The organism is Paraburkholderia sp. UCT2 (assembly GCF_014397665.1).
In the GTDB taxonomy this organism is placed as follows: domain Bacteria; phylum Pseudomonadota; class Gammaproteobacteria; order Burkholderiales; family Burkholderiaceae; genus Paraburkholderia; species Paraburkholderia tuberum.
This window is the reverse complement of record NZ_VZQO01000010.1, coordinates 132,063-148,903: the sequence shown is the minus strand read 5'-3', so window position 1 is coordinate 148,903 and position 16,841 is coordinate 132,063. Positions and strand designations below refer to the sequence as shown.

Annotated in this window: 17 protein-coding genes; 5 read left to right on the top strand and 12 right to left on the bottom strand. The window is 63.8% G+C overall.

Going from position 1 to position 16,841, the window contains the following annotated elements; translation table 11 throughout:
- Entirely contained in the window at nucleotides 1-1,815 is a 1,815-nt protein-coding gene (locus F6X39_RS11245) for a S10 family peptidase (protein WP_187616665.1), read from the bottom strand.
- A 215-nt stretch (nucleotides 1,816-2,030) separates the two neighbouring features.
- Between F6X39_RS11245 and F6X39_RS11240 the strand changes: the two genes are divergently transcribed.
- Nucleotides 2,031-3,020 (top strand): ferritin-like domain-containing protein, encoded by a 990-nt coding sequence (locus tag F6X39_RS11240; protein ID WP_187616664.1) that lies wholly within the window; start codon nucleotides 2,031-2,033, stop codon nucleotides 3,018-3,020.
- A 68-nt stretch (nucleotides 3,021-3,088) separates the two neighbouring features.
- Here the strand turns inward: F6X39_RS11240 and F6X39_RS11235 are convergent, their stop codons facing one another.
- Both F6X39_RS11235 and F6X39_RS11230 read right to left on the bottom strand, forming a co-directional pair.
- The gene (locus F6X39_RS11235) at nucleotides 3,089-4,282 is read right to left on the bottom strand and encodes a pyridoxal phosphate-dependent aminotransferase (RefSeq protein WP_187616663.1); all 1,194 of its coding nucleotides are present in this window, start codon (nucleotides 4,280-4,282) and stop codon (nucleotides 3,089-3,091) included.
- A gap of 194 nt (nucleotides 4,283-4,476) precedes the next feature.
- A complete protein-coding gene (locus tag F6X39_RS11230; protein WP_187613571.1) occupies nucleotides 4,477-5,964 on the bottom strand; it encodes an RNA polymerase factor sigma-54 in 1,488 nt (495 codons plus the stop codon).
- 510 nt (nucleotides 5,965-6,474) lie between these two features.
- On the opposite strand from F6X39_RS11230, the gene F6X39_RS11225 reads away from it, so the two are divergent.
- A complete protein-coding gene (locus tag F6X39_RS11225) occupies nucleotides 6,475-6,813 on the top strand; it encodes a BON domain-containing protein (protein ID WP_018425284.1) in 339 nt (112 codons plus the stop codon).
- A 94-nt stretch (nucleotides 6,814-6,907) separates the two neighbouring features.
- On the opposite strand, the gene F6X39_RS11220 is transcribed toward F6X39_RS11225, so the two are convergent.
- The 6 genes from F6X39_RS11220 to F6X39_RS11195 all read right to left on the bottom strand — a co-directional run bounded on the left by F6X39_RS11220 (nucleotide 6,908) and on the right by F6X39_RS11195 (nucleotide 10,409).
- Entirely contained in the window at nucleotides 6,908-7,360 is a 453-nt protein-coding gene (locus F6X39_RS11220; RefSeq protein WP_090809752.1) for a PA2169 family four-helix-bundle protein, read from the bottom strand.
- A gap of 298 nt (nucleotides 7,361-7,658) precedes the next feature.
- Entirely contained in the window at nucleotides 7,659-8,240 is a 582-nt protein-coding gene (locus F6X39_RS11215) for a hypothetical protein (protein ID WP_187616662.1), read from the bottom strand.
- Between the two features lie 97 nt (nucleotides 8,241-8,337).
- Nucleotides 8,338-8,682, bottom strand: coding sequence for a DUF1488 domain-containing protein (locus F6X39_RS11210; RefSeq protein WP_187616661.1), 345 nt, complete (start codon nucleotides 8,680-8,682; stop codon nucleotides 8,338-8,340).
- Nucleotides 8,679-9,251, bottom strand: coding sequence for a DUF4142 domain-containing protein (locus tag F6X39_RS11205; protein WP_187616660.1), 573 nt, complete (start codon nucleotides 9,249-9,251; stop codon nucleotides 8,679-8,681). The genes F6X39_RS11210 and F6X39_RS11205 overlap by 4 nt, the downstream gene beginning before the upstream one ends.
- 60 nt (nucleotides 9,252-9,311) lie before the next feature.
- Entirely contained in the window at nucleotides 9,312-9,863 is a 552-nt protein-coding gene (locus F6X39_RS11200; protein WP_187616659.1) for a type 1 glutamine amidotransferase domain-containing protein, read from the bottom strand.
- Nucleotides 9,864-10,064: 201 nt separating this feature from the next.
- Complete coding sequence (locus F6X39_RS11195) at nucleotides 10,065-10,409, bottom strand: chemotaxis protein (RefSeq protein WP_090809741.1); 345 nt, start codon at nucleotides 10,407-10,409, stop codon at nucleotides 10,065-10,067.
- Between the two features lie 171 nt (nucleotides 10,410-10,580).
- On the opposite strand from F6X39_RS11195, the gene F6X39_RS11190 reads away from it, so the two are divergent.
- Nucleotides 10,581-11,888 carry a DNA topoisomerase IB gene (locus F6X39_RS11190; RefSeq protein ID WP_187616658.1) on the top strand — a complete coding sequence of 436 codons (1,308 nt, stop codon included), beginning with the start codon at nucleotides 10,581-10,583 and terminating at the stop codon, nucleotides 11,886-11,888.
- A gap of 27 nt (nucleotides 11,889-11,915) precedes the next feature.
- Here the strand turns inward: F6X39_RS11190 and F6X39_RS11185 are convergent, their stop codons facing one another.
- Together F6X39_RS11185 and F6X39_RS11180 are read right to left on the bottom strand one after the other, a co-directional pair.
- On the bottom strand, nucleotides 11,916-12,212 hold the full coding sequence (locus F6X39_RS11185) for a hypothetical protein (protein ID WP_187616657.1): 297 nt from the start codon (nucleotides 12,210-12,212) through the stop codon (nucleotides 11,916-11,918).
- An 87-nt stretch (nucleotides 12,213-12,299) separates the two neighbouring features.
- Nucleotides 12,300-12,611 (bottom strand): hypothetical protein, encoded by a 312-nt coding sequence (locus F6X39_RS11180; RefSeq protein WP_187616656.1) that lies wholly within the window; start codon nucleotides 12,609-12,611, stop codon nucleotides 12,300-12,302.
- Between the two features lie 299 nt (nucleotides 12,612-12,910).
- Between F6X39_RS11180 and F6X39_RS11175 the strand changes: the two genes are divergently transcribed.
- Complete coding sequence (locus tag F6X39_RS11175) at nucleotides 12,911-13,417, top strand: PRC-barrel domain-containing protein (RefSeq protein ID WP_187616655.1); 507 nt, start codon at nucleotides 12,911-12,913, stop codon at nucleotides 13,415-13,417.
- A gap of 62 nt (nucleotides 13,418-13,479) precedes the next feature.
- Nucleotides 13,480-13,893, top strand: coding sequence for a DUF3175 domain-containing protein (locus F6X39_RS11170; protein WP_187616654.1), 414 nt, complete (start codon nucleotides 13,480-13,482; stop codon nucleotides 13,891-13,893).
- 38 nt (nucleotides 13,894-13,931) lie between these two features.
- Here F6X39_RS11170 and F6X39_RS11165 read toward each other — a convergent pair whose 3' ends face one another.
- Entirely contained in the window at nucleotides 13,932-16,703 is a 2,772-nt protein-coding gene (locus F6X39_RS11165) for a LuxR C-terminal-related transcriptional regulator (RefSeq protein ID WP_187616653.1), read from the bottom strand.
- Nucleotides 16,704-16,841 lie beyond the last annotated feature (138 nt).

Below are 16,841 nucleotides of genomic sequence, written 5' to 3'. Positions count from 1 at the left end.
TCAACGCGGCTGCTCCGTATAAAAGCTCACGAGGTCACGCTTCATCGCGTGCAGCGCGGCATCGTCGAGATACACCATATGGCCGGTCGGATAGTAGGCGATGCGCACGTTCTCGCGCAGCGACCGATCGAGGCCGAGATGCGCGAGCGCATATTCGGTCGCATAGAACGGCGTGGCGAGATCGAAGTAGCCGTTCAGCGATAACACCCGCAACTGCGGATTCTGCCGCATCGCTTCGGCCAGATCGCCGCCCGCGTAGGGCAGCTCCAGCCGTTCGCCCCACCATTCGCGATGTTTCCAGTCCCATTGCTTCAACGCGTCGTCGCTGAACACCAGGTAACGGTCGGTTGGCGTGTAGTGCAGGTCGTCCGACAGATGCTGATGAAGCGCCGCATTGAACGCATTCGACACGCTGTTCACCGACGCATCGAAGTCCGGGTCCTCCGATGCATCGTCGTAGTTCAGGCCTTCGAAACGCGCATCGTAGCGGCCCACGCTGCGCGACTCGTTGCGCAGCAACTCGTTTCGAAAACGCGACGGATAAAGACGCAGACGGTTACGCTTCACGAAACCCACGTCCAATCCGGTGAAGTACGCGATGCGCGCGGCGATCGCGTCGCGCTGATCGTCGGGCAGCGCATCGCCCTGTTCGAGCGCCTGCGCATAGGGTCCGCGGGCGAACGCGCGTGCTTCGTCGAGAAAGGCCGGCAGGCTCGCGGGCTTCGGCGTGACCTTGTCGTGATACCACGCGATCGCCGCGAAACTCGGCAGATAACTCTCGCTCCTGAAATCGTTGCCAGGCGTGAACGCCGCGGAATTGAGCACCGACGACAGCAGGATCACGCCGTTCAGCGCGATATTGTTCTGCCCCAACTGATAAGCGAGCATCGCGGCGCGCGCGGTGCCATACGATTCGCCGAGCAGGTACTTCGGCGAATTCCAGCGCTGATTCACCGTCAGATAACGGTCGATGAATTGCGCAAACGCACGGACGTCCTGATCGACGCCCCAGAAGTCCTTGCCCGTGCCATGCCCGACCGGTCTCGACAGGCCCGCGCCGACCGCGTCGATGAACACGAGGTCGCTGGTGTCGAGGAGGCTGTCGGGGTTGTCGTCGAGCGTGTACGGCGCGGGCGGCGTGCTCGCGGGGCTCGCGGTGCGCACGCGTTTCGGGCCAACCGAGCCCATCATCAGGAATACGCTGCCGGCGCCTGGGCCGCCGTTGAACAGAAAGGTGATCGGACGCGTCGCAGGCGTCCTGCTCGGCACCGTGTACGCGACATAGAACACGCTCGCGTTGGGCGCGCCGGTCTTGTCGTGCAGCAACAGATTGCCCGCGCTCGCCGTGTAGTCGAGCTTGCGGCCGTTCAGGCGAAGCGAATGCGTGGTGACGCTGGTGGTTTCGGGCGGCACGGGAATCGCGGGCGTCGAAGCCCTGTCGTTGCGAGGCCTTGCCGTCGCGTCGGCCGAGTCCGGTGCATTCGATGCAGCCTGCGTGTCGCCACGCGCCGCCGTCCGCTTGCGCGGCTCGCCGTTCGGGCGAGCCATCATCGCGCGCGGCTCGCTCGGTTCGCCGACCGGCGACGCGTTCGCCTCCGGCCCCTGGCGTGGTGCGCTCGGCGCGAATGCGGCGGCGTCCGTGCTTCCCCCCGTTGCCGTGCTTTCCGAGGTGCTCGACGCATCGGCCTGTTCGGCTGCCATGCACCGTTCGCCGAACGGCACCACACCAGCGACAGAAAGCGTCACCGTCAGCGCGGCGGCCGGTAATCCGGTTGTCAGCAAGCGGCGCAATGAAGAAGAGAAGCGATGGATCATGAAGTTTTCCGCGACGAGTCGAAACGCGCTGGAATCGGGGTGGCCGGGTTCGGGAGCACACCCGGCGCTCGATTCTTGACGCAAGTTTGCGCGGCGTCAACCGTCGGCGCCACAGCACGCCGAACATTACAAAGCGCTTTTTCCTCGACGTGGCGCAGACCTGCGCAGTCATGGCAGAATCGACAGCGCCTTCGTCGCCTTGTCGAGAATACCCAATGGACCAACTGGTACTGGATGCATTCGACGCTGCCGCGCTGATCCCCGGCTTTCGCGCGCCGCAACTGCCGCACGAGCAGCCCGACCTCTCGACGCTCGACGCCGCCGACCACGCGATGCGGCACTGGACTAGCACCGTCAACGGCCCGCTGCCGCCCGGCTCCGACGTGCACCGGCAGGAAATGTGCCGCATGTTTCGCGAGACCTTCAATCCGTATCGCCCGTCCGTGCTCGCATGGCCGCAGCTCGAAGCCGCGACGCTCAAGCGCATCGTCGATCTGCCGATCTGGGACATCGCCGTGCAAACCGAAGGCAGGGCGCGCCTGCGCATGGCCGCCTACGCGGCCTCGCTCGACACCCCGGACCTGCGCGACGCACTTGCGCTGAATGCGTGGGAAGAGAACCGCCATAAGGAAGTGCTGTCGCGCATGGTGCATGCGTATGGCATCGCGCTCGCGAGCGAGCCGTCGTACGTCTATCCGAAAGACACGGAACGGGCTTACCTCGTGACCGGCTATAGCGAATGTATCGACAGCTTCTTCGCGTTCGGCCTGTTCGAGGTGGCGCGGCGCTCGGGCCTGTTCCCGCCGGCACTGACCGAGACATTCGAGCCGGTGATGCAGGAAGAGTGCCGCCATATTCTGCTCTTCGCGAACTGGGTCGCGTGGCATCGCGCGCAGCTTTCATGGTGGCAGCGCATCCGCTTCGAGCTCAAGGTGGCGGGCGTGTGGGCGTTTCTGGTGTGGGAGCGCATTGGGCTCGCACGTGCGATGGATGCCGACGGCAACGTCCATGAGCACGATAACAACTTCACGGTAAACGGCGCGCAGTCGGTAACGGATGTCGATATCAGCGTGCCCGAATTGATGCAACTGTGTCTTCAGGAAAACGAACGTCGATTCGCTGGGTACGACCCACGGTTGTTGCGGCCCGAAACGATGCCTCGGCTGGTGCGCTTCGGCTTGAAATTCGTGCGCAGGAAAAAGTAAGCCGCGCCGAACGCACTGCCCAGCCACCTTCGGCTGGCCATGATGCCCACCGGCCGGATAGTCGCAATCTACAACCCACCGCCCTCTCGGTCCCGCCCCCCTTCCACGAACCGCGCGATCCTCTCGCACGCCTCGATCAATCGATCCTCGCCCACCACCAGCCCCAACCTCACGAAGCCGTTCGCCGTCTCCCCGAACGCACTCGCGTCGAGCACGGCCACGCCTTGTGCGCGAAACAGCTGCCATGTGAACTCGGTCGTATCGAGCCCGGTCCCGCTGACGTCGACCATCATGAACATGCCCGCTTCGGGCAACAGGCACCGCAAGCCCGGCACACGATGCAAGCGCTCGAACACGACGTCGCGCCGCCGCCGGTAGATCTCGCGAATATCGGCGACGATCTCCGCCCTGTTCTCCAAAGCCGTCAACGCGGCCTGCTGGATGAAACCCGGCAGGCCGTACAGCATCGCGAGCGCGAGCCGCGCCATGTGCTCGATCAGCGTCGCGGGCCCGATTGCCCAGCCGACGCGCCACCCCGCCATCGCATGCGACTTCGACAGACTGCCGAGCGTGACCGTGCGCTCCGCCATGCCGGACAACGACGCAATGCTCACGTGATCGCGTTCGAACGTGAGTTCCGCATAGACCTCGTCGGACAGCACCCACAGGTCGTGCTTGCATGCGAGCCGCGCGATGCGTTCGAGATCGGCGCGCTGCATCACCACGCCGGTCGGGTTGCACGGCGTCGCGAAGAAAATCGCCTTCGTGCGCGGCGTGATCGCCGCTTCGAGCGCGTCGCAGTCGACGTGAAACGCGCGCGCCGGATCGACCGGCACCGCGACGAGCGTCGCACCCGCCGCGCGCACGCAAGCCTCGTAGGTCAGATACATCGGCTCGGGAACGATCACTTCGTCGCCCGCTTCGAGCAGGCACAGCGACACCGCGAACACGCCGTTTTGCGCGCCGGCGGTCAGCACCACGTTGGCGGCGCTCACGTCGCAGCCCGTCGTGCGCGCGTGCTCGGCGGCAATCGCGGCGCGCAGCGGCTCGCGACCGGCCATCGCCGTATAGTGCGTATCGCCGGCCCGCAACGCATCGATGGCGCGCTCGACGATCGGCGCGGGCGTCGAGAACTCGGGATCGCCGACGCTCAGCACGATCACGTCTTCTCCCCTGGCAACCGCCTGCTGCGCGACCCGATGAATTTCCCACGCCGACGTGCGCCGCCCTTGCAGTCGCTCGACCAGATTCGAATACTTCATTGCGCTCACCCGTTGTTGTGCGGTCCGTTCCGCCGATCTCTTTCCAATTGACCCGCCAATGTAAAGGCACGCCGGCGAAACGTCCAGATACGAAAAAGGGTCATGCGAGCGGATAACCTCGCATGACCCTGTACGCAATGTACTGCTGTTTGAATGACTGTTTTGCTTCAAACCCCCGTTAAAACTTCGGCGCGTCAAAGCTGCCGGCGCAGTTCAGCCGGCGGCACCTTCATCAGATGCCGGTATTTAGCCACCGTGCGTCGCGCGACCAGCACGCCCTGATCCGCGAGCATCTTCGCGAGCGTCACGTCCGACAGTGGATCGCGCGTATTTTCCGCGGCAATCATCTCCTTGAGCAGCGCGCGCACCGCGGCGGCCGAACAGGTTCCGCCGCTTTCGGTGCCGAGCTCGCGCGGGAAGAAATGCTTGAACTCGAAGATGCCGCGCGGCGTCGCCATATATTTGTTGCCCGTCGCGCGCGAGATCGTGGATTCGTGCAGGCCCAGCTCGTCAGCCACGTCACGCAGCACCATCGGCTTCAGCGCGATCTCGCCGTACAGGAAGAACGCCTTCTGATGCGCGACGATGCATTCGGCAACCCGCTGGATCGTATCGAAGCGCTGTTGCGCGTTGCGGATCAGCCAGCGCGCCTCCTGCAGCTGCTGCGCGAGCGGCGAACGGCTCGCGCCGGCCGACTGCGCGAACAGCTGCGCATACATGCGATGGATTCGCGCCCGCGGCTGCACCGCCGGATTGATCGACACGACCCACTTGTTGCGCACCTGACGCACGATCACGTCGGGCACGACATAGTTATCCTCGGTGCGGCCGTAGCAATTGCCGGGCTTCGGATCGAGCTTGCGCACCAACGCGCAAGCCACACGCAATTCCTCCGCGCTGCAGCCGATCTGTTTTTGCAACTCGGCCTGCTCGCGGCGCGCGAGCCTTTCCAGATGATGCTCGGCGATCTGCCGCGCGACGTCACGTCCCGGCGTATTGGCGGGTAGCGCATTGATCTGCAGCGCGAGGCATTCCGATAGCGAACGCGCGCCGAGCCCCGGACGATCGAGCGCCTGCACGAGGCGCAACGCCACCAGCAGTTCTTCCTCGGTCAGCGTGGGTTCCAGATCGACGCTATCGGCCAGGTCGGCCAGCGACTGCCGCAGATAGCCGTCGTCGTCGAGCGCCTCGATGATGAAACGGGCCACCGCGCGATCGCGGTCGTCTAGCCGGTACAGGCGCAACGCGTCGTGCAACTGCTCGCGCAGCGTGGGTTGCGAGCGAGCCCAATCGGCCGGGTCGCTGCCGTCCGCGTCGCCGTTCTGGCGCATGGAGTTGCGCGAACCGTAGTCGCCGGAAAAATCGGCGGGCATGTCGTCCTGGCCCGCGCTTTCGAGCGTATCGCTACCGGCGCTTTCCGCCGGTAGTCCGTCCGGCTCGGCGGCGGCAAGCGTATCGACGGCGGGCGGCGCGTTGGCGTCTTCACCTTCGCCTGGCGTCGTGCCGGCGAGCGCGACGTCCTCCGCTTCGGATGAGTCGTATTCGAGGAACGGATTGGTATCGAGCGCCGTGCGCAATTCCTGCTGGAACTCGAGCGCCGACAATTGCAAGAGCCGCACCGACTGCTGAAGACGAGGCGTCAGTGCGAGAGACTGCCTTGTACGTAGTTCGATTGAAGGCATTGGAGTGATCCCGTTCGTTAGTAGCCTCAGACTCAACGAGCCGAGTTCACTGACCAACGCAACGTCCGTACCAGATCGCGCAAGACGCTGTTTTGATTGCGCTTTGTTTATTCAGGAGGATGAATTGCCCTGACCGGGCGCGCCGGTTTTTACAAACGGCAGGCAATTTCCGGTCCCTTTCTTCACCTCTCCGGCGCGCCTCGCGCATGGCCGCGCCGCAGCCCTATTCGTCAGTCGAAACTCCCCGGTGCATGCGGCTTTCGCGAGCGGCATGGATTGGCTCGCAGCCGGCAGGCACGATGGTTGCGGAGCAACGGTGTGTGGACGGACGCCGCCCTTCGCAAACGCCTCGATCGAGCGCGGATGCGAGTACAGCGTCCGGTGTCGAGAAACGGGCCCCTGACGGTACCGTAGCGGCGACGACCCCACGTGTCTCATCAGCGGCTTCGGCCGCGATCGGCCACCGGCCAACAAGACCGCCATTTTCATTACCACCTGATGGAGAGAACCATGAAGACGATCCAGCTACTGAAGACCGCAGGCAGCATCGCCGTCGTCGCGTTCGCGCTGAACGCGAACGCCCAGACCAGCGCTTCGGCCCCGCCCGCGGCGTCGGAAAGCGTCGGCCAGCATATCGACGATGGCACCATCACGACCAAGGTCAAGGCTGATCTGCTTGCCGCGAAGAACGTCAAATCGACGCATATCCACGTGAAGACCCGCAAGGGCGTCGTGTGGCTCACGGGTTCGGTGCCTTCGGCCGACGACAAGTCCGCCGCCGAAGATGTCGTGCAAAGCGTGAAGGGCGTGACCAGCGTGAAGAACCATCTGAAGGTCGCGGCTGACTGATATCCGCGCGATCGGTTCGCACCGATTCGACTGAACAGAACGTAACAGAGCCGGCTGGCAGAGCCGGCTCTTCCTTATTGCACTGACCCGTCGATCAATGCTTCATCGCCGCATACTGGTCGCGCAGATCGCGCACCCGGTCATGCGTTTGCAGCACGCCCTGGTACTGCCGCTCGACGATTGCCCGCACGTCCGCCGGCAAATCCTTCTCCAGCGCGTCGTGATAGCGTTTCTTCGCGACGTCCTCGCCTTTTTCGCACTCGGCAAGAATCGCATGGTCGCTGCGATTCGCTACCGCCGATTTCACGTCGACCCAGCCGCGATGCAGCGCACCGCTCATGCTGCCGCCGGTTTCGGGCTTGCCGCCCAGTGTCTGAACAGCATCCTGCAACTCACGCGCGCCGCGCGAGCAGTCCTCGGCACTCGAGCGGAACAGCATCTTCAGCTGGTCGTCGTGCGCATCCTCGGCTGCCTTCATAAAGCCCTTTTCGCCATCCTTCGACGTTTCGACCAGTTCATTCAATACGGAAACAACGTTGGTAGCCATTCAATACCTCCAAGGGTTTCGTTCATCGCGGAATCCGCCGCGCGGGGCTTTTTATGTGCCTCGCGATGAATCGGTTCGACGCGCGGCGGGCTGCATTTGATAGCACGCATCACGCGTGCCCGGCACCTCGCGCGAGCCGATGCGTAGCGAAAGGCAGCTCGAACGATCGCAGCCGCCGCGCGATGCGCGGCAACCGCGGGTGTAGCGCGACGTCGAAACAGCGCGGAAAACGGAAAACGGAAAACGGCCCGATGATCGTCATCGGGCCGTTTTTTGTTGGTATGCCGCGTCGCTCATATCACGCGCGCTTCTCCGCGAATTCCTTGATCGGCTCGGGCGTCTTCAGCGGATCGAAATCGGCCCAGCGTCCCTGCTGCCAGCGGCCGGTCGCCTTCTCGATCGACACGCCGCCCGCTTCACGCAGCACGCGCGCGGCGTCCAGCTGATTGTCGGGCGACACGTGCACGGCGACGAGCACGCCCGAATCGCGCGACTCCTCGTGATACGGCACGCGATGGTCCGATTTGCCGCGCTCCGTGGTGCGCGACATCGCGCCGACCAGCGAGCCGACATACGCGCCGACGCCGGCCGCGATCAGCGACACCAGCAGCGGCGCGGAAAACACCGCGAAGATCGCCACGCCAATCACCGCGCCAATCACCGCGCCGATCGTCACGCCCATGCCCGCGCCTTTAGGCGCTTCTCGCGCGCCGGGGTCGGTATCGGTGTCGCCGCCGATCGGGAAACGCGCATGCTGGCCGCGCGGATTGACGAAAAACAGCGTGACGTCCTCTTCCACGAAACCCGCATCGAACAGTTTTTGCGCCGCGCTTTCCGCACCGGGAAAAGTCGTGAAGCGTGCCGCGACGATGAGTGACATACGCCCTCCTTATCGTTAATTGCCGTTCGTGGACGATCCTGTCGCCGGTGGCGCGAGTCGGAAGCAGCGCGCCCAGTCAATGCGACACGCAGCGGCGCTACGCCGCGGCGCCGCGATCCGGTTCCATGCCTTCCACTCTGAACAGTCCGCTATGCAACACTACGCCTTCTCCGTTGTTCTGGTCGAGCGCTTCCGCGCAGACCGAGCGGATGCGCTGACGGCCTCTGTCGAAAGCGGCCATCAACGCCGCTTCAAGCGCGGACTCCGCGCCGAAATGATCTTCCAGAGCCTCGGCAGTGATCGCGCAAACCACTGGCTCGCCATCGACGCGCGCAAGAAAGCACACGGTCAGATTGGCGCCGTCGAAGGCCGCTTCGTCATCGGGGAAAGTGATCTGCATCAGAGAGTCCTCATAAGCAGGCCGTGGCAGGATCGCGTTCATGACGAGCCCTTCAATTTGCCGGCCAGTTGCTGCGCCATCTCGAGGTGATGCTTGACGGTTGGCAGCGCTTGCGCGGCCGCGGCCTTCAGTTGCGAGTCAGTGCCGCTCTCGCTTTGCTGCTGGAACAGGTCGACCGCGCGCTGATGCGCTTCCACGCCGACCTGCTCGACATAGGCCTGATCGAACTCGGTGCCCTTCAACGTCTGCAGTTTGCCGACCAGCGCGGAATCCGCGGACGGCGTCGGCTTGAAGCCCTTCTTCGCGACCAGCCCGGCCATTGCGTGCGACAGCTTCGTGTGGTCGGCGATCATCTGTTGAGCGAACTTCCTGACATGCGGATCGTTGGAGTTCTTCAGCGCAACCTTGCCAGCGGCGATTTCAGTGGCGTCCGACTTCGACGCTTCGAGCACGAACTGCTGATCCGCCGGTGACAGCGTCGTGCCGCCGGTCGGCGCTGCGCTCGCGGGCGCATCGCTCGCCTGCGCGCAGGCCGTGTCGATCGATGCCGCGCTCACGCCCAACACGGCCAGCGCGGCAGTCAACACTTGTAGGGAATACCGGAATTTCATGCATTTTCTCCCTGTCGAATCACCGATGCGCAGGCTCCGAAGCCAACGCGCCGCCCGCGATCAAGCCGCCTTGCGCTTCGTCAGTTGCGCGATCAGCGTCCTGTTGAACGCGGGAAGGTCGTCGGGTTTGCGGCTCGAAATAAGATTGCCGTCCTCGACCACTTCCTGATCGACCCACGTGCCGCCCGCGTTGCGAATATCGTCCTGCAGACTAGGCCAGCTCGTCACCGTGCGCCCCTTGATGATCCCCGCCGATACCGGCAGCCACGTGCCGTGACAGATCACCGCGATCGGCTTCTTCGCGTTGTCGACCGCTTTGACGAACGCCTGCGCCTGCGGCAGCAGTCGCAGCGCGTCGCCGTTCACGACGCCGCCCGGCAACACCAGCGCGTCATAGTCGTCGGGACTGGCCTTGTCGAAGGTCGCATCGACGTCGACGGAATCGCCCTTGTCGACGTGTTTGAAGCCCTGGATCTTGCCCGGCTTCGCCGAGATCACGTGGACCGTCGCGCCCGCCTCGGTGAGCGCGCGTTTCGGCTCCATGAGTTCTGCCTGCTCGAAACCATCTACGGCGAGTACCGCTACCTTGTAGCCATTCAGTGCATCAGTCATGCGTGCTCTCCTTCGTGCGGCGCCGCGCTCATGCACTTGCCCGTGATGCATGTGCAGAGGTCTGCGCCTTCGCTAAGCGTGGTTCAGCAAAAAACGTGCCTGCTTGAGGCAGTGTTCAGCGGGCGACATTACGTTGGCGGCGCACCGACGCTGCGGTTGCGCCGTTCAGCTCGAGCCGCCGCGTGTGCAAAAGCGCCGTGGTCAGACGTCGGTTTCGTCTTCGTCGGAGCGTTCCGCGCCCGGCGGCACTTGCGGATCGACGACGTGGTCGGTGTCGATATCGCGGTCCATCTCCAACGTCGAATCGCCATCGGCCGACGCGCGCTCGCCCGTACCTGAGCGATCGGTATCGCTGCCGAGTGCGGCGTCGCCGGCTTCGAGCGCGTGATTGTCGAGCTCCGTATCGACGTCGAAATCGTGACGCCTCGCGCCCGCCACGTCGCTGCCGCTATCGGACGAGTCGCTGGGACCCAGCGCGCCCGTCGTGCCGGACGTTTGCTTGACGGTCTGCTGCGGCTCTTCATCGGGGTTGAGTGTGCTGCTCATGAAAGCTCCTTTTCCGGTTGGTCACGTCGACTTTTCCGCAAGGACCGTTCCGCCTCAGCGCGCTGGTCACCTGCCAGTGGCATCGCCCTTGCTTCCCGCCGATCACACGGCACACATCGCACCTACCCGGCGAACCGGTTCGAACCGGGTTTGAAACTTCTACCTGCAACAATGGCTACCGCGACTCATTCCACGACCACATCACGCAGCCCGACCACCGCGAACGGCAACACCGCACCCCAACCGATGCCGCCGGGACTGCGCCACGCCGACGACACGAGGCCCGGCTACACACGCAAGCGCGACCGGAACGGCTTCATCTATTTCGACGTCGACGGCAAGCGCATCGTCGATGAGGACGAGATTCAACGCATCGATTCGCTCGCGATTCCACCCGCGTACGAAAACGTGTGGATCTGCCCCGATCCGCGCGGTCATCTGCAGGCGACCGGCCGCGACGCGCGCGGCCGCAAGCAGTACCGCTATCACCCCCACTGGCGCGAAACGCGCGACGCCGACAAGTACGAACGGATGGCCGAGTTCGGCCGCGCATTGCCCAAAATCCGCGCGCGCGTGGCGCGTGATCTGAAGCTGCCCGGCATGCCGCTCGACAAGGTCGTCGCGGCCATCGTGCAGTTGCTCGACACGACGCTGATCCGCATCGGCAGCGCAGAATACGCGCGCGATAACCACTCGTACGGATTGACGACGCTGCGCAAGAAACACGTGAAGATCAGGGCCGGTCAATTGCGCTTCCAGTTTCGCGGCAAGAGCGGCATCGAGCACGACGTGACAGTGGACAATCCGAACATCAAGCGCATCGTGCGACGTTGCGCGGAGCTGCCCGGTCACGACCTGTTCCAGTATCTCGACGAAGACGGCACGCGCCACAGCGTCGGCTCGACGGATATCAACGACTACCTGCGTCGCGTAAGCGGCGCGGACTTCACCGCCAAGGACTACCGCACGTGGGCCGGCAGCGTGTACGCGCTGGCGGCATTGCGCCGCTTGATGTGCAGCAGCGCGGCCGAAGCGCGTCGTCATATCGTCGCGATCGTGAAAGAAGTGGCGACGCTGCTACGCAATACGCCCGCCGTCTGCCGGCGCTGTTATATCCACCCAGCGATCATCGGCGCGTTCGAGGCCGACGAGTTGCAGAGCCTCGCGCCAGGCCAATCGCGCCGCGGACTCAAGGTAGATGAAGTGGCCTTTGCGGTGCTGCTCGCGCAGGCGCAAAAGCGTGCGGCGAAACTCGCGCGCGCATCCGGTGCCAAAGGACGCAAGACGCGGGAGTCGTCGGTCGACGACAGTATCAACGGTTCGTTGACGAGTCTGCTAGAAAAGTCGCGCGTGGTGCGCAAGAAAGCCACCGCCGCGAAAGACAAAAGCGCCGCGGCACATTTGCGAGCCACGGCACGCGTTCATACGCGGCGCGCTGCGCGGGAAATGGCCCCCGAACCGAAACCAAGGGCCCAGTGACAGGCTCAGCGCTGAATCGACCCCGGCTCAAACGTCTTCCTCGAACGCCGCCATCACGAGCCAAACGTCGCGTTCGCCGTCGCGTATCTCCGCCGCCAGCGCATAGGCATCGTTTGGTGAACATACGCGCGCGAGCGTGCTATGCGCGACTTCACCGTTGTCGAACACACGCTCCGACAACGGCCGCACTTCCTGCTTGCCTTCGAACATCGGCTGTTGCCGACGATACACGAGCGTCTCGGCCTTCCAGTTGCTGAAGCACTCGCGAACATGCGCGAAGTCCCCGCCGCAGATGTTCGCCTGATAATGAATTTTCTTCGTCACGATTTTCTCCCTCGATGGGGAGCGCGATACCGCCGGCGCGTTACGATGAACGCGCAGGTGCATGGCCGCGCCCGCATCGATCCAGCGTTACTGTCCCTTCGTATCGCTGCTGGCATTGGCGCCGGGCGTGTTCGTCGTATCGGTCATCGGCTTGTTTGCCTTCGACTTCTTGTGATGATGTTTCATCGACGAAGTCGATCCCATGGTGCTGCCCGTGACATTCGACGCGGGCTCGTTGCCCGCCGTCGGCGCCGCGGTCGCCGCGCCATGCGCGTTGCCGCCGCCGGTGCCGCTATTGCCGTTCCCGCCGCCCGCCTGCGCGAACGCGGCGCCCGACGCGACGGCGCCCGACGCGACCACACATGCCGCGAACAGCCATGCCTTCGGATACTTGCTCATCTGGGTTCTCCCTGAAGTAAAAGGACGGGTGCGATCCTTCGGTTCCCTGCTGCCATCGCTGAGAGTCGAGCAAGGCCTATGCCGCGCGATGCAGTCGTCGCATGCGTGCATCGCGCTTTGCTGAGCAGCGCTTGCGTCGGCACTGACGAAATAATTGCAAACGCGCTCGCATCCTTTACGCGCGCGCTGCCTCGTCGCGCGGATGCGCCGCGCGCCACGGCGTAACGGCGCCGCATGGCTGGATGGAACGGCCGTTGCTAAATGCCTCGGTACATTCACCCCTTCAAAAGGAGCCCATCATGGTGATGCAGACCCAGACACAAGGTGCGAACATCGTCGGTAAAGGCGCCGCGACCGCGGAAGGCCCAGGTCCGGATGTAATGGCCGCGGCTACGCTCGACGGCAACAAGGTTATCAGCAGCGACGGCGAGCACATCGGCAAGATCAAGGACATCATGCTCGACGTGCGTTCGGGCCGCGTCGCGTATGCGGTGCTGTCGAGCGGCGGCTTTCTCGGCATCGGCGACAAGCTGCTCGCGATTCCGTGGAGTGCGCTGACACTCGATACGCAGGAAAAATGCTTCGTGCTGAACATGGTGGCCGAGCGCGTGAAGAACGCACCGGGATTTGATAAGGATCACTGGCCATCGATGGCGGATCAGACGTGGGCCACGACCGTGCATCAGTACTACGGCAGCGAACCGTACTGGGGCCGCGACGTCTATACGAGGCGCGACGACCTCGGCGTCGATGACATTCCCGCGGGTTCGTCGGATGCGCCCGAGGCTGGTGGCGTGAAGCTCTGATCGCCAAATCGACCATTTTCGACGCGTGGCGAGTCCGACATTCCGCTTCAGGAGACAACACAATGGCGACCCGAAAGACCAGCAGCAAATCGAAACGCCCTGTGTCTCGTGGCAAGTCGGGACGGCCACCGCGTCAGCGCCACGCGCAGGCGCATGCCGCGCATCGCGCCAAAACCGCGAAGTCGAACGGCGCGTCCGGCGCGAAGAGATGGTCGCATCACGTAATGGAAACGAGCGACGCGATGGACATCCAGAAGGATATTTTCAAAACCGGCAGCGCGGAGTCCATCGCGCAATCGTTGAAGCACTCGTCGACGGCGAGCCGTCGACGCAAGGGCACGCCGTTTCAATCGGCGATGTCGATGCTCAATTTCTACATCAATCGAGCGGGCCGAAACCTGCCGAAGGAGCGGCGCGATACGTTGCAGCGGGCCAAGCGCAAGCTGCGCGAAGCGTTTGGACGAGAGCCGCGGTGAGGTGACCGGATGACGGCCCCATCACGCGGCACGGCGCTTCAGTCGGCTCCGGCTCCAGGCTGAATGCCGAAGGCAGTCTGCACGGCTTCGTACCGCGAATTGACGTTCAGTTTTTCGAACACGTTCTTCATGTGCCATTTGACCGTCTCGGGTGCCAGATTCAATGATCGTCCGATTTCCTTGTTGGACAGCCCGCGAGCGACGTAGCCCAGTATTTCGAGTTCTCGCGCGCTCAGTGTGCCCGGCGTTATCTTCGTGTCGGCATAGCTCGACGAAGAAGATGGCGCGTTATCCGCCTCGTCGAAAGCCGACAGCACCGTGCCGATATACGTGGCGTGCCCGGTCGCGATTTCCGATGGCGTGCGGCGAAAGCGTTCCAGTAACGCACGCATCGGCGGCCCCTCGTCCACGAAGCTATTGATCATCCCCATCGCGCCGCCGATCCGCAGCGCGTTTCCCAGCGCGGCGAACGCCTGTTCCGAAGCACCGTTCTGCTCATGCGCGAGAGAAAGCAGCAGCGAAACGACGGCCTCGGCATAGCGCCAGCCCAGTGCAACCAGATTGTCGAGTGAGCGCGAGAGAAAACCAACGGCGTCGCCGGCGGCATTTTCAGCGAGCAGAACGCGGGCTTGCAGCACGCAGTAGCTTGCCCACGTTTCCATCGCCGAGCCCCGTCGCCCTTCGCACATCATCGGTACACTCGCGCTCAGTTCGTCGGTGACCTGTCGCGCCTCGACCACCCTACCGTCGGCAAGCAGTTGTCTGACGGTTTCCGCATCGCACGCGAGCTTCAGACGCAACCATCGACGGGTTATCGCGAGCTGTCGACCGTCCTCGAGAACGGCGAGCGCCGGCCCTTTTTTGCCATCCCGCCACAGCAGGCGCGACGCGGTGAGCATATAGCGCATCAATGCGGCGAGCGGCGAAGTCTCCAGCGCGATGGTCATGCGACCGTCGATCAACTTGCGCGCCTTGGACAGCTCGTTGCACTCGTAGTAAATCGACGCAAGGCAACCGGCTACCGCGGCCGCGCCCGCCGACCACTCTCCTAGCTTGTCTTCGGAGTACCGCATCGCGACCTCCATCACCCGCCTCGCATCGGGAAGTTCGCCGTGTATCAGCGCGGCGATGCCGTACACCGCGTCGCGCAACATATCCGCGCTGTTCGGTTTCCGGCTGAGTCCCACCTGATCGACCCGCGCTCTCCATACGCGGGAGATGTAGGCGAACTGCCCTCTATACATCAAGCCGAAAATCTCCGCGCTTTGCCCGTAGTGGCGTACCCACGGTTCCGCAGGCGCCGTCGATGCCTCAACGGCACGCCCGAGTTCCAGCGCATGTTCGCTGTCGTCGTTCACGCAAGCGATCACCGCGTGGATCGCGTTGATCTCCGCCCATGCGACCTCGTCGGCTATCGACCGATCATCACGGGCCATTCGTTCGAACTCGTCGGCAATCTCGCCGATCTCCTTCGACGCGCGCGCGGTCTCAAGCGACATCGCGAGAGCCCAGGCTTTCACCAGACGCAAGCGCAGTCGACCCGCGATCACGTCCGGCGGCAGTTTGCGAATCCAGCCCGGCAGCATGAACGGGTCGCCGCGTTGGAGCATCTCCATCGCACAGTTTTCGGCCCACTGCGCCGCCTGCCCGATGTCGCCCGCGGCCAGCGCATGTCGCACGGCTTCGCGCCACAGGCGAGCCCGCGCGAACCACAGGCTGGCCCGGCGATGCAGCAACGGAACCTGTCGTGGCGTCTGACGCATGAGACGGCGGCGAAGCGCATCGCTCAGCAATGCGTGATAGCGATACCAGTTCTGCGTCTCATCGAGCGGCCGGATGAACACGTTATGCCGCTCGAGCCAGTCCAGCTTTTCTCCGCTTTCGCCCTCACCGCCCATGACATCGTCGCACAGCGTCGCCGTAAGCCGCTCGAGAATCGACGTGTAAAGCAAAAACGTCAGCATGGGCGGCGGTAAATGCGCGAACACCGTATCGTTCAGGTAGCGATCGATGCCGAAGCGGGAACCGGCGAGATGACTGGCGAGCGCGGCCACGTCATCGATCCGGTTCAGTCCGAGCGAAGCCAGTTGCAAACCGGCCACCCAGCCTTCGGTCGCGGTGTTCAACAACTCGACGCTGTTGCGGTTGAGCAGCGCGTTACCGGTGTGGTCGAAAAACGCCTGAGCATCGTCGAGCGAAAAGCGCAGATCGTCGACATTCACACGCGAAAGTTTGTCGGGCGAGCGCAGCCCGCTCAGCGACAGCGCCGGTTCGCCGCGCGCGCCGAGCAGCACGTGCAGGTTGTCGGGCGCGTAGCGCAGCAGGCGCGACACGATCGCGAGAACGGGTTTCGCGCTCAGACGGTCGACGTCGTCGAGCACCAGGAAAACACCGCGGCCGTATGCGGCGATGCCATTGAGCAGCACTGAAATGACCGTTCTGACCGGCGTGTGTGCATCGTTATCGAGAAGTTGCTGTGCCCGCCACGCGATCTCCTTCGACGCGCGACAAAGCGCCGCCACCAGATAGGCCCCGAGTTGCTGCGGATCGTCGTCTTCTCCATCGAGACTGAGCCACGCAACGGGACGCTTCTTTCTCGTTTGCGCTTCGCTCCACGCGGCAAGCAAGGTCGTTTTGCCGAAACCCGCGGGCGCGGTCACGAGCGTAATGTGACGCGGACGTCGTTCATCGAGTCGCCGGAGCAATCCCGGCCGTTGCACGCAACCCGCGGGAAGACGCGGCGGCATCATCTTGGTCAGGATCAGCGACACGATCCATTCGCGCTCGAAACTATCAGCGGTTGTATTCATGAGGTGTCCTCTCACCGGCTATCCGTGAGAGGCATGGAGGGTCGTTGTGAATTTGCTTTCAAGATACGCCGAACCGTATGACGACTCAATGAGGAGCCGCGCAACGAGGCGCGACCAGCGCAATCCGCTTCAGGTCGC